The following is a 12,591-nucleotide window of genomic DNA, read 5'->3' on the forward strand; positions in this document are numbered from 1 at the left end:
ACCGCCGGTCAGACGGTGACTTCTTCCTGCGGCGCGTCGACTTCCGCGGCGTGCGGGTCGGCGTCGCGGTGGCGCAGCGCGAGCAGCCCGCCGACGACCATCGTGATCACCACGCCGACGAACGTGTACCAGTAGGTGGCCATCGGCACGAGTGTCTTCGTGGCCGCGCCGAACTGGATGTGCACGGCCGTGGTGGTCTTGTCGAACTTGACGAACAGGATCAGGAACGCCATGCCCACCACCGAGCACGCGAACGCGACCACCGCGTCGGCCTGGCGCGCCTTCTTCACGATCAGGCCGAGGAAGAACGAGCCCAGCAGCGCGCCGTAGGTGTAGCCGACGATGCCGAGGCCCTGCTGGATCACCGGGTCCTTCGAGTTGGTGAACAGCGACGCGAAGATCGCGAACACGACCGCCCAGATCAACGTCCACATGCGACCGTGGCGCAGCAGCTTCGAGTCCTCCACCGACCGGTTCGTGAAGCGCTGGTAGAGGTCGGCGATGGTCGAGGTGGACAGTGCGTTGAGCGCCGAGGCCAGCGCGCCCATCGTGGACGCGAGGATGCCGGCGATGAGCAGGCCGGCCAGGCCTACGGGCAGGTCGTTGACGATGAAGTTGGAGAACACGTCGTCGCCGGACATCTTCCCGGCCGCGACCGCCGTGGCCGTCGCGCCCGTCTTGCCGCCGGTGTACACCCACAGCATCGCGCCCACGACCAGGAACAACGCGAACTGCACGAACACCACGAACGACGAGCCGATCAGCGCGCGCTGGCCGTCGCGCAGGCTCTTGGTCGACAGCAGCCGCCCGACGATCAGCTGGTCCGCGCCGTGCGAGGCCATCGACAGGAACGCGCCGCCGACCACGGCGCCGATGAACGCGTACGGGCTGGTGATGATGTTGGACGTGAAGTCGGTGAGCTGGAACCGGCCCTGGCTCGCGGCGATCGAGGTCCAGCCGTCGGGCAGCTTCGTCGAGAGGAACACGACCGCGCCGATGGCGCCGAGGACGTAGAGCGACCACTGGATCACGTCGACCCAGATCACCGACTTGATGCCGCCGACGAACGCGTAGATGAGCGTGAGCGCCGTGAGCAGCACCACGATGTGCCAGTACGACGTGTGGATGCCGTAGTGGTCGAGGATCGCCTTGATCGGGATGGCACCGGCGAACAGCCGCAGGCCCTCGGCGAGCAGGCGCGTGACCACGAACGTGACCGACGCCGTGCCCTGCAGCCCGCGCCCGAAGCGGCGGCCGAGGAACTCGTACGCGCTCACGTAGTTGCCGCGGAAGTAGCGGGGCAGCAGCACGAACGCGGCGACGATGCGGCCGAGGATGTAGCCGAACGCCACCTCGAGGAAGAGGAACTCGCTGCCGAAGACCAGGCCCGGGGTCGAGATCACGGTGAGCGTGGACGTCTCGGTGGCCACGACCGAGAGCGTGACGGCCCACCAGGGCATGCTTCGTTCGCCGACGAAGTAGTCGTTCGCGGACTTCTGTCTGCGGCCGACCAGCACGCCGATGATCGGCATCGCCGCCAGGTACACGATGACGATCACCAGATCGACTGGGTTCATGGGGTTTCTCCTACCGTCGTGCGCCAACTTCCGTGACCCGCAAGCGGTCCACGGTGCCCCCCAGTGGGGCCGGAAGGTTCAGGGGGTCCGCTCCGGGCGTGATCGCGCCGAGCAGCCGGGGCCCGCGCGCGCCCGTCGCCGACGGCAGCGTGGCCGGCACTCCGCACCAGGTCAGCCAGCCGAGCAACGCCGTCAGGTACGCCTCTTTGCCCGCGCCGGGCAGGCCGAGGTCGTCGCTCGTGCGCAGGGCGACGCCGGGCAGGTCGGCCGCCAGCGCCGCCATCACGGCGGGGTTGCGCATGCCGCCGCCGGAGACGACGAGCGTCGCCGCGTGGTGGCGCCGGCATTCGGCGGCGACGGTCGCGGCGGTGAGCTCGGTGAGCGTCGCCAGGAGGTCTTCGGGCGTGAGCGGCGGCAGACCGGCGAGGGCGGCGTCGAGGTAGGCGCCGTGGAAGTGCTCCTTGCCGGTGGACTTCGGCGGTGCGGCGGCGAAGTACGGGTCGGCGAGCAGCCGGTCGAGCAGGTCTTGGCGGACGGTGCCGGCGAGCGCGAGCTTCCCGTCGACGTCGGCGTGCTGCTCACCGCCGGTCACGCGGGTGGCGGCGAGGTCGAGCAACGCGTTGGCGGGACCGGTGTCGTACGCGAGCACGGCGTCGCTCTCCCCGACCACCGTGATGTTGGCGATGCCGCCGAGGTTGAGCGCGGCCACGGGGTTGCCCGTCTCTTCGGCGAGGCCGCGCAGCCACAACGCGTCGAGCGTGCTGGCCAGCGGTGCGCCCTGACCGCCCGCGGTGATGTCGCGGATGCGCAGGTCGGCGACGACGGGCGTGCCGGTGCGTTCGGCGATCCACGCCGGCTGGCCCAGCTGCAGCGTGCCGAGCGCCACGCCGTTCTCCACCCAGTGGTAGACGGTCTGGCCGAGCGACGCGATCACGTCCACGGGCCCGTACTCGGCGATGCCCCGCGCGGCGGCTTCGGCGAAGGCCTGGCCGACGCGGGTGTCGAGGACGGTGAGCGCTTCGGCACTGCTCGGGTTGGGCGGCAGGGCGTTCAGCACTGCCCCGCGGGTTTCCGGCGTGAACGGCACGTCGAGCTCGCCGAGCGGGGTGAGGACCACGGTGCCGTCTTCGGCGTGCAGCTCGGCGACGGCGACGTCGATGCCGTCGACCGAAGTCCCCGAGAGGAGGCCGAGAACGCGGAAGCCGTGGGTTTTCATCCGGAGTGGTTTAGCCGGGGTGAAGCAGCGACGCAAGCCACGCCGTGAAGTCTTGGCCGAATCGGAACTCTGCGTGTGATCCGTTGGCCTGAAGGGGGTAGCGCGGTGGGGTGTCCGGGGGAGCCGGGGAGCGGATGACAGGATGGGTGCGTGTCGAGCACCTGGTTCTGGATCGTCATCGTCGCCGTCGTCGTCCTGGTCGCCGTGCTGGTGTCCGGGCTGCTCATCGCACGTCGGCGGCGGATCAGCCTCGAACAGACGCGCAAGGTCGAGGAGAAGCCGAAGGGCGGCGGGTACACCGCGTCCGGCGGCATCACCTTCGCGCCCGGAGGCGAGGCTGAGGCCGTCGCTGCGCCGGAACCGGTGCCGGCCGAGCACCCCGTCGAGGACCGCCCGGAGGTCGACGGCCAGCCCGCCGTGGGCGACGACGCCGCCGTGCCGCGCGACTCCGACCAGCGCACGATGCGCGACGTCAAGCTGCCCGAGCCCGAGGCGGAAGCTCCCGCGGCCGTCGAGGGCACCGTCGAACCGATCGAGCCGGTGCTCCCGATCGAGGAGATCGACCCTGCGACCGGCCGCCTGGAGCGCCTGCGCGGGCGGCTGTCGAAGTCGCGCTCGATGTTCGGCCAGAGCCTGCTGGGCCTGCTCGGTGCCGGTGACCTCGACGAGGACTCCTGGCAGGACGTCGAGGACTCGCTGCTCGTCGCCGACCTCGGCGCGGCCACCACGACCCAGATCGTCGAGCGCCTGCGGGACGAGCTGTCGCGTCGCGCGGTGCGCACGCCCGCCGAAGCGCGCGAAGTGCTGCGCGAGGTCCTGACCGCTTCGCTGTCCACGGACGGCATCCGCGCCGTGCGCGCACTGCCGCACGAGGTCGACGGCCAGAAGCAGCCCGCCGTGGTGCTCGTCGCCGGCGTGAACGGCACCGGCAAGACCACCACCACCGGCAAGCTCGCGCGTGTGCTCGTCTCGCAGGGCTCCACCGTGGTGCTCGGCGCGGCCGACACGTTCCGCGCCGCGGCCGCCGACCAGCTCCAGACCTGGGGCGACCGCGTCGGCGCGTCCGTCGTGCGCGGCAAGGAAGGCGCCGACCCCGCGGCCGTCGCGTTCGACGCGGTGAAGCGCGGCATCGACGAAGGTGCTGACGCGGTCCTCGTCGACACCGCCGGCCGCCTCCACACCAAGACCGGCCTCATGGACGAGCTCGGCAAGGTCAAGCGCGTCGTCGAGAAGCAGGCGAAGGTCGACGAGGTCCTGCTGGTGCTCGACGCCACCACGGGCCAGAACGGCCTCGCCCAGGCCCGCGTGTTCTCCGAGGTCATCGACGTCACGGGCATCGTCCTCACCAAGCTCGACGGCACGGCGAAGGGCGGCATCGTCTTCCAGGTCCAGAAGGAGCTCGGGGTGCCGGTGAAGCTCGTCGGCCTCGGCGAGGGCCCGGACGACCTGGCGCCGTTCGAGCCCGGCGCGTTCGTGGACGCCCTGCTCGGCTGAGACACGATTCGCTCGTTGAGGTGATCAACGGGCGAAGAGCGCAGAACCCCCGCCGGTCTCTGTCACGGTGATCACGTCGTGACAGCCGGACGAGGGGTTCGCGGGGATGACGGGCGGGTTCGACGCCGTAACGGAGGAGCTCGAACGCGCCGCCGACACCATCGGTGACGTGGTCGGAGGCGCCGCGGGCCTGCTGTGGCAGGGGCCGAGCGGCGACTACGGGCACCCCGGTGTGCAGGCGGGCTGGGGCAGCTTCATCGAGGACATCAAGTCCGTCGTCGACGCGCTCGAGGGCAAAGCCCAGGGCCACGGCGAGGACCTGCGCACCGCGGCGGTGCGTTACGCGGGCGCCGACGACACGGCGACCGACGCGATCGTGAAAACCGCGGCGAAGGCGTTCGGCGGGCACGGCGGACCGTCCGACGGTGGCATCTTCGGCCCGCTCGGCGAGATTCTGCACCGGTCCGCGGGCCCGGCCGAAGGCGAGAAGCTCGGTCCCGCGTGGACGGGCGGCGGGACCGGCCGCATCAGCGGGTCGATCGAAGAACTCCCGCCGGACGTGATGAGCCCCGAGCGTTCCCGGGAGCTGTTCCCCGGTCCGAAGTCCGAGGTGGAGGGCCCTGACCCCGCCACTGAGGCGGACCGCGAAGGGCCGGTCTTCTGATGGCCGCCGAGCTGGGGGAGACGACCGACCCGAAGGACCTCGTCCCCGGGGAGCCGCGGTTCATCTCGGGTGACCTGAAGGACCTCGTCCGCAACATCCAGAAAATGGCCGCGATCTCCGACGGCCTCTCCGGCGTCGACGCGAAGCAGTGGACCGGCGAGGCGAGTGACCGCTTCCGCGAGACCTTCGGCCAGGAACCGAAGAAGTGGTTCGACACCATCGGGGTCCTGGGCGGCGGCGCCAACGCGCTGGCCGACTACGGCGACGCACTCACGCGCAGCCAGTCCGAGGCCCAGCGGGCGATCGAGCTGTACACGCAGGGGCAGGCGGCCACGCGGGCCGCGTCGGCGCAGTGGACCGTCCAGGCCTACCGAGCCCTCACCTCCGGTGCGCAGGTTCCGCCTTTCGCTGACCCGGGCCAGTCCGCGACGCAGGAGGCCGAGCGGATCCTGCGGGCCGCCCGGGCCGCGCTCGAGGAGGCCGGCGGTGAGACGGCGAAGAAGCTCGGCTTCAAGAAGCAGGACGACGGCAGCTATTCGAAGGATCTCAAGAAATTCGGTGCCGACCGGCGCCAAAAGTGGGATCCGGACAAGAAGCAGTGGGTCGACACCGACGAAGACGAGAAGGGCTGGGCCGCGGGCAAAGGCGGCAAGGGGCGCAGCTTCGAAGCCGAGTGGGGTTCGCAGTCTGACGGGATGCTCACCGACAAACTCGGCGGCCTTCTCGAAAAGTTCGGCATCGACACGTCGGAGAGCACCGTGTCGGCCTCGGCGAGCGTCGACCTGGTCGACGGTTCGCTGGACGGCAAGTTCGGCGACGGAACGTTCGGCGGCAGCGGCAAGATCGAGGGCGCGGCCCTCGGAGCCGGCGCCGAGGCCCACGCAGGGGCGTCCGCGCTGGGCCTGACCGCGGGCGCGTCGGCCGAGGCGTATTTGGCCAAGGGCAGCGCGGAAGGCGAAATTCACTACGGCGACCACGTTGCGGTGAAGGGCGACGCCTCGGCGGAAGTCGGGGCCAAGGCATCCGCCCAGGGCTCCCTCGGCTGGTCCGGGATGCAGGGCAGCGTCGAGGGGTTCGTGGGCGGCCGGATCGAGGGCAACGCGAGCGCCGAGGTCGCCGGTGTCACCGCCGGTGCGCACGGCGAAGCGTGGGCCGGGATCGGCGCCGAGGCGAGCGGCCAGTTCGGCATGGGCGACGACGGGAAGTTCCACGTCGGCGCTTCGGTCGGCGTGGCCCTGGGTATCGGTGGCAAGGTCGGGTTCGACCTGAGCATCGACCCGGGTGAGGTCGTCGACACCGTGCAGGACGTGGCCGGTGACGTCGGCGAGGTCGCGTCCGACGTCGGGCACGGCATCGCGAACGCGGCCGGCGCCGTCGGCGACTTCCTCGGCTTCTGACCACCAGAACCAGCAGATTCGGAGCAGACACAGTGGCAGGCACCCTCCCCGTCCCGATCGAGTTCTCGCTGCCGGACGGCTGGCGATCGGTTCCGCCCGACCAGGTCGGCACCCCGGACGCCGCGTTTGTCGCGCTGAATCCCGCGTCGGCACGCGAAGGGTTCACCGCGAACATCACGATCACCGGCGAGCTGCGCGAGGACGACGTCGCGCTCACGGCGGTCGGCGACGAGGCCGTGGAGAAGCTGCGCGCGGCCGGCGCCCAGGGCGTGCAGCTCGGGCGGCGCAACGAGGTCGGCTCGGCTGAGAACCCCGGGCTCACGCAGGCGGTGAAGCTGACCGTCGGGCTCAAGGGCAAGCAGGTGGATCTCGTGCAGTTCCAGGTGTTCCTGCCGATGCGCGACCAGCAGGACCCGCAGCGGCGGGCCGTGCTGCACGTGGTGCTGTCGGCGTTGCTGGAGAACCAGTTCGAGCACGTGATCGACGACTTCCAGAAGTTCCTCACCACCGTCAAACCGGAGCAGGCGGCATGAACGACACCGCGCGGCAGCTGCTGGCCCGCATCGAGGCGATCGACGCGGCCGCGACCGACAACCGCCTCCGGGCCGAGGCGTACCAACGGGTCGCCGACGAGCTCAAAGACGCCATGGGCAGCGCCACGTCGCCGGATGGCGTGGTCACCGTGGTCGCCGGTCCCGGCGGCGCGATCGCCTCGGTCACCTTCAGCGAACGCGCCCGCGAGACCGATCCCGCTGTGCTGTCTTCCGACGTCCTGCGCGCGATCGGCGAAGCGCAGGCCGCGGCCGCGCGGATGCAGGCCGACGTCGTCCGTCGCGGCCTCGGCAGCACGGAGTTCCTCGACCGCGTGCTCGACTCCGACGAACAGCTCTTCGGCGCTCCTCGCCCGACCTCGGTGGCACCGCCGCCGCGCCCGCCGGTTCGCGAAGTGCCGCCGGAGGACGAGTTCGACGACTTCTCCGTGTACGACCAGGAATCGACCCGGTGAGCGTCGCTCTGATCCTCGTGATCGTCGTCGGCGGCACGCCCTTGGTCGCGGCCGCGGTGGCGTGGTCCGTCGTGGACGAGCTGTTCTCTCCAGCCGGTGTGTTCGCCCGGCCGCCCGAAGCGTTCGAGGCGCGCGAGATCGTGAGCGGGACGCACCGCGGGCGCCCATTCGAGTTCACCTTTCCCCGTTCCGTCTGGACCTAGAGGAGGCAAACAGTGTTGCGTCGGGTGGTTGTCGCCGTGTGCGGAATCGCGTTGGTGGCCGGGTGTTCCGCGCACGTGGAGGTGCAGCGGCGGGTGGCGAAGGCCGATCTGGAGAAGGGGATCGCCGACGCGCTGCAGAGCTCGTTCGGGCGGCGGCCGGACTCGATCACCTGCCCCGGCCCGATCGACGCGAAGGTCGGGCAGCAGATGCGCTGCGAACTGGCCGACGGGTCCACGAAGTACGGCCTCACGGCGACCATCCACACCGTGAACGGCAGCGACGTCCGCTACTCGGTGAAGGTCGACGACCACGCCGTCGGCAATTGAGATGACACACCGGCCCGCGCGGGCGCACACTCCAGCCATGGATTGACGCCCGCGTGGACCGCCCGTTTCCCCTCGTCACCCGAACATCCCCAGACGAGAGGAGACCCAGTCATGATCATCGAAGGCCCGCGCGTCCGCCTGCGCCCGCTCACGCGGGACGACCGGCAGCGCGCCCAGGAAATCCTGTCCACGCCCGAAGTCGCGCGGTGGTGGGGCGAAACCGTGCACGAGGTCGAAAGGCTCCTCGAGGAGGAAGCCGGCTTCTCCAGCTACGCCATCGAGCTCGACGGCGAGGTCGTCGGCCTCATCCAGAGCTGCGAGGAGCTCGACCCGCAGTACCGCCACGCCGGCATCGACATCGCCGTCGCCCCGAGCCACCACGGTCGCGGCCTCGGCCCGGAGGCCATCCGCGTGCTCGCCGCGCACCTGTTCGCCCAGGGCCACCACCGCCTGACGATCGACCCGGCCGCCGCCAACGCCAAGGCCGTGCACGTGTACACCAAGCTCGGCTTCCGGCCCGTCGGCCTGCTGCGCCAGTACGAACGCGGCCCCGACGGCACTTTCCACGACGGCCTGCTGATGGACCTGCTGAAAGGTGAGCTCAGGTAACCGGCAGCTGCTGCGAAAGCCGGTCGGCGATCTTCTGCACCACGGGCGCGATGCTCGCCACCGCGTCCGCGGTCAGCCGGCCGGACGGGCCGGACACGGACACCGCCGCGGGTACCGGCATGCCGGGGACCGCGACGGCGATGCACCGGACGCCGAGCTCCTGCTCGGCCTCGTCCAGTGCGTAGCCCTGGGCAGCGATGCGCGTGAGCTCGGTGGCGAGCGAAGAAGGGTCGGTGAAGGTGTGTTCGGTGTACGCGGGCATGCCGGTGCGCGCCAGGAGCGCCGCGACGTCGTCGGCGGGCAGCTGCGCGAGCATCGCCTTGCCGACTCCGGTGCCGTGGGGCAGCAGGCGCCGGCCGACCTCGGTGAACATGCGCATGGAGTGCTTGGAGGGCACCTGGGCCACGTACACGACCTCGTCGCGTTCCAGCACGGCGAGGTTGGCCGTCTCGCCGACCTCCTCGACGAGCTCGACCAGCAGCGGCCGCGCCCACGAGCCGAACTGCATGCTGGCGTTCTCGCCGAGGCGGATGAGCCGCGCGCCGAGGGCGTAGCGGCGGTTGGTGTTCTGCCGGACGTACCCGAGGTCCACCAGCGTCCGGATCAGCCGGTGAATGGTCGGCATGGGCAGCCCGGACAGGGTCGCGAGCTCCGACAGGCTGGCCTCCCCACCCGTGTCCGCGAGGTGCTCCAGCAGCTCGAACGCACGCTGCAGGGACTGGACGCCGCCGTCCCGTCCGCCTTTTTCAGCCGCCACCGGTGGTCCTCCTCACAGGTCCTCTTCTTCCGAGCGTTTGAGCTTCCGCTATGCAGAAACTATAGTCCGTCAGGTAAAAACCGTAGGGACGTTATCCAAAGAACGACTCGGGGTGTTTCGCATGTCTGAAGTCCAGGTCCTCGGCGGCTCGGTGGAGCGCGGCGACGAGATCCTGACGCCGGAAGCCCTCGCCTTCCTGGCGGGGCTCCACGACGCCTTCGCGGCGCGCCGGGACGAGCTGCTCGTGGCCCGCGGCAAGCGCCGCGAAGAGGCCCGCACGACCGGCCGGCTCGACTTCCTGCCGGAGACCAAGGAGATCCGCGAAGGCGACTGGAAGGTCGCCGAGGCGCCGCCGGCGTTGCGCGACCGCCGCGTGGAGATCACCGGTCCCACCGACCGCAAGATGACCATCAACGCCCTCAACTCCGGCGCCAAGGTGTGGCTCGCCGACTTCGAGGACGCCAACACGCCGCACTGGGCCAACGTCGTGTCCGGCCAGGTCAACCTGTCCGACGCCATCCGCGAGACCATCACGCTGGAGAGCGGCGGCAAGAGCTACGCGCTCAAGCCCGACGTCGAGCACGCCACCATCGTGGTCCGCCCGCGTGGCTGGCACCTCGACGAGCGCAACCTCACCTTCGGCGGCCGCCAGGGCGTCGGCGCGCTGGTCGACTTCGGCCTGTACTTCTTCCACAACGCGGCCGAGCTGCTCAAGCGCGGCAAGGGCCCGTACTTCTACCTGCCGAAGATGGAGAGCCACCTCGAGGCGCGGCTGTGGAACGACGTGTTCACCCACGCCGAGAAGGCCCTCGGCATCGAGCACGGCACCGTCCGCGCCACCGTGCTGATCGAGACGATCCCGGCCGCGTTCGAGATGGAGGAGATCCTGTACGAGCTGCGCGAGCACGCGTCGGGCCTCAACGCGGGCCGCTGGGACTACCTGTTCAGCGTGATCAAGTACTTCCGCGACGCCGGTGAGAAGTTCGTGCTGCCGGACCGCAACTCGGTGTCCATGACCGCGCCGTTCATGCGTGCGTACACCGAGCTGCTCGTGCACACCTGCCACAGCCGCGGCGCGTTCGCGATCGGCGGCATGGCGGCGTTCATCCCGAGCAAGGACCCGAAGGTCAACGAGGGCGCGTACGAGAAGGTCCACGCCGACAAGGCCCGCGAGGCGGCCGACGGCTTCGACGGTTCCTGGGTCGCGCACCCCGGCATGGTCGCCCTCTGCAAGGAGGAGTTCGACAAGGTCCTCGGCGACAAGCCGAACCAGCTCGACCGCACCCGCGACGAGGTCAGCGTCACGGCCGACCAGCTCCTCGACGTCGCCTCGACGCCGGGCAGCGCCACCGCGGCCGGCCTGCGCGCCGCCGTCGAGGTCGGCATCCGCTACATCGCCTCCTGGCTGAGCGGCAACGGCGCGGCGGCCATCCACAACCTCATGGAGGACGCGGCCACGGCGGAGATCTCCCGTTCGCAGGTGTGGCAGTGGGTCAAGAACGGCACCACGCTCGACACCGGCGACAAGGTCACCGCCGAGCTCGTGCGCGGCGTGCTGGCCGAGGTCCGCGGCGAGCTGTCGGCCGAGGTCAAGGAAGACGTGCTCACCCCGGCCGTCGAGCTGTTCGAGCAGGTCGCGCTGGCCGACGAGTTCCCGGACTTCCTCACTCTCCCGGCCTACGAGCACATCAAGTAATGGCGGACGGCCGGCTCACCGAGGACGTCTACACCGCCGCCGACGCACGCCTGGCCGAGGCCGACGCGCGCGTCGCGGCGCTGTACCCCGGTGAGCCGCCGGGCCGCCGGCCCGTGCACACCGTGTACGTGCCGGCGTCCCAGTACCGCACCCGCCTGGTCGCCGACTGGGGCAAGCAGGCCATGCGCGTGTTCGTCGAGCACGGCGACGTGCTGGGTCTTGACGCGGACGTCGCCGAGCGCGTGCGCACGAAGCTGCTCACCGAGCCCATCGAAGACCTGCGCATCGACTTCGAGGACGGCTACGGCCACCCGGGCGACGAGGCGGAGGACGCCACCGCGCTGTCGGCCGGCCGTGTCCTGGCAACCACGGGCGGCACCCCGTTCGTGGGCATCCGCTTCAAAAGCTTCGAATCCGCCACCCGCCGCCGCGGCATCCGCACCCTGGACCTGTTCCTGAACGGTTTGCTCACCAACGGCGACCTCCCCGACGGCTTCGTCGTCACCCTGCCGAAGGTGACCGCCGTCGAACAGGTCTCTGTGGCCGCCGACGTCCTCGGCCAACTGGAGGCCGCCTACGGCCTGCCCGAAGGCACCCTGCGCTTCGAGGTCCAGATCGAGACCGCCCAGTCCATCCTCGCCCACGACGGCACAGTGTCGGTCGCCCGCATCATCCAGGCGGCCGACGGCCGCTGTTCCGGCCTGCACTACGGCACCTACGACTACAGCGCCGGCCTCGGCATCGGCGCCGCCTACCAGAGCATGGCCCACCCGGCCGCCGACTTCGCGAAGCACCTCATGCAGGTCGCCGCCGCCGGCACCGGCGTCCGCCTCTCCGACGGCTCCACCAACCGCCTCCCCCTCGGCGACGACCTCCCCGGCGCCTGGGCCGAACACCTGCGACTGGTCCGCCGCTCCCTGGAAAACGGCTTCTACCAGGGCTGGGACCTCCACCCGAACCAACTGCCGACCCGCTTCGCCGCCACCTACGCCTTCTACCGCGAAGGCTTCCCCACCGCCGCGAAGCGCCTCAGCGACTACGCGTCCCAATCCTCGACCGGCGTCCTCGACGAACCGGCCACCGCCGCCGCCCTCGCCCACTACCTCCTCGGCGGCCTCCACTGCGGCGCCCTGGACCCGGCCGAACTCCCCTTCGACGCCGCCACCCTCGACCGCTACACCCGCCGCCAAGCCTGACCACCCCACCCGCCGCGCCCCAATGCGGCGTTGGGTGCGCTCAACGCACCGAACGCCGCATTGGGGCGCTTTGGTCACCACCCAACCGCCGCCCGCCTGCCCAACTCACGGACCGCCCGGGCCGCGCAAACCCCACCAACCGCCGTCCACCCACGCGACGAAACCTGCACCCAGCCCCGCCCCGGCACCCCGATCCGAAGCTTCTTTGCGGTCGGCGAGGCGTTGTCAAGGCACGCTTTCCCGCCTTGACAACGCCTCACCGGCCGTCAACACAATCCAGCTTCGGGGTGCACCCCCAACGCAACACGCCCTGCGAGGACCAAGAACCCCTCACACCCCACGCCACACCCCGCGAGGACCAACACCCCACCCAACACCCCGCGAGGACAACAACCCACCCCAGGTAGGCTCCCTGCCGTCTTTCTGGTGTGGGGTGGGAAAGGAAAACG

At 70.6% G+C, this 12,591-nt stretch carries 13 protein-coding genes; 10 read left to right on the forward strand and 3 right to left on the reverse strand.

Features of this window, described 5'->3' with window-relative positions; all coding sequences use genetic code 11:
- Positions 1-8: 8 nt before the first annotated feature.
- Positions 9-1,577 carry a sodium:solute symporter gene (locus AB0878_RS17125; RefSeq protein WP_366580821.1) on the reverse strand — a complete coding sequence of 523 codons (1,569 nt, stop codon included), beginning with the start codon at positions 1,575-1,577 and terminating at the stop codon, positions 9-11.
- Positions 1,578-1,587: 10 nt separating this feature from the next.
- The gene (locus AB0878_RS17130; RefSeq protein ID WP_366580823.1) at positions 1,588-2,793 is read right to left on the reverse strand and encodes an anhydro-N-acetylmuramic acid kinase; all 1,206 of its coding nucleotides are present in this window, start codon (positions 2,791-2,793) and stop codon (positions 1,588-1,590) included.
- A gap of 150 nt (positions 2,794-2,943) precedes the next feature.
- Between AB0878_RS17130 and ftsY the strand changes: the two genes are divergently transcribed.
- From ftsY to AB0878_RS17170, 8 genes are all read left to right on the forward strand, one after another.
- Positions 2,944-4,287, forward strand: a complete 1,344-nt coding sequence (gene ftsY / locus AB0878_RS17135) for a signal recognition particle-docking protein FtsY (protein ID WP_366580825.1) — start codon at positions 2,944-2,946, stop codon at positions 4,285-4,287.
- 106 nt (positions 4,288-4,393) lie between these two features.
- The gene (locus tag AB0878_RS17140; protein ID WP_366580826.1) at positions 4,394-4,951 is read left to right on the forward strand and encodes a hypothetical protein; all 558 of its coding nucleotides are present in this window, start codon (positions 4,394-4,396) and stop codon (positions 4,949-4,951) included.
- Positions 4,951-6,348 carry a putative T7SS-secreted protein gene (locus AB0878_RS17145; protein ID WP_366580828.1) on the forward strand — a complete coding sequence of 466 codons (1,398 nt, stop codon included), beginning with the start codon at positions 4,951-4,953 and terminating at the stop codon, positions 6,346-6,348. The genes AB0878_RS17140 and AB0878_RS17145 overlap by 1 nt, the downstream gene beginning before the upstream one ends.
- A gap of 32 nt (positions 6,349-6,380) precedes the next feature.
- Positions 6,381-6,881: a hypothetical protein gene (locus AB0878_RS17150; RefSeq protein ID WP_366580829.1), complete on the forward strand. Its 501-nt coding sequence runs from the start codon at positions 6,381-6,383 to the stop codon at positions 6,879-6,881.
- Complete coding sequence (locus AB0878_RS17155; protein ID WP_366580831.1) at positions 6,878-7,354, forward strand: YbaB/EbfC family nucleoid-associated protein; 477 nt, start codon at positions 6,878-6,880, stop codon at positions 7,352-7,354. Before AB0878_RS17150 ends, AB0878_RS17155 begins: the two co-directional genes overlap by 4 nt.
- A complete protein-coding gene (locus AB0878_RS17160) occupies positions 7,351-7,557 on the forward strand; it encodes a hypothetical protein (RefSeq protein WP_366580833.1) in 207 nt (68 codons plus the stop codon). The genes AB0878_RS17155 and AB0878_RS17160 overlap by 4 nt, the downstream gene beginning before the upstream one ends.
- Before the next feature lie 12 nt (positions 7,558-7,569).
- A complete protein-coding gene (locus tag AB0878_RS17165) occupies positions 7,570-7,884 on the forward strand; it encodes a DUF4333 domain-containing protein (protein ID WP_366580835.1) in 315 nt (104 codons plus the stop codon).
- A 111-nt stretch (positions 7,885-7,995) separates the two neighbouring features.
- Positions 7,996-8,493 carry a GNAT family protein gene (locus AB0878_RS17170; protein WP_366580837.1) on the forward strand — a complete coding sequence of 166 codons (498 nt, stop codon included), beginning with the start codon at positions 7,996-7,998 and terminating at the stop codon, positions 8,491-8,493.
- Here AB0878_RS17170 and AB0878_RS17175 read toward each other — a convergent pair.
- Positions 8,486-9,250: an IclR family transcriptional regulator gene (locus tag AB0878_RS17175; protein WP_366580839.1), complete on the reverse strand. Its 765-nt coding sequence runs from the start codon at positions 9,248-9,250 to the stop codon at positions 8,486-8,488. The genes AB0878_RS17170 and AB0878_RS17175 overlap by 8 nt on opposite strands.
- Positions 9,251-9,371: 121 nt before the next feature.
- Here AB0878_RS17175 and aceB point away from each other — a divergent pair, with 121 nt between their 5' ends.
- Together aceB and AB0878_RS17185 are read left to right on the forward strand one after the other, a co-directional pair.
- Positions 9,372-10,946, forward strand: a complete 1,575-nt coding sequence (gene aceB / locus AB0878_RS17180) for a malate synthase A (protein ID WP_366580841.1) — start codon at positions 9,372-9,374, stop codon at positions 10,944-10,946.
- The gene (locus AB0878_RS17185) at positions 10,946-12,142 is read left to right on the forward strand and encodes an aldolase (RefSeq protein WP_366580843.1); all 1,197 of its coding nucleotides are present in this window, start codon (positions 10,946-10,948) and stop codon (positions 12,140-12,142) included. The genes aceB and AB0878_RS17185 overlap by 1 nt, the downstream gene beginning before the upstream one ends.
- The last annotated feature ends 449 nt before the right edge of the window (positions 12,143-12,591 follow it).

It is taken from the genome of Amycolatopsis sp. NPDC047767, from assembly GCF_040704195.1.
Classification (GTDB): Bacteria; Actinomycetota; Actinomycetes; order Mycobacteriales; family Pseudonocardiaceae; genus Amycolatopsis.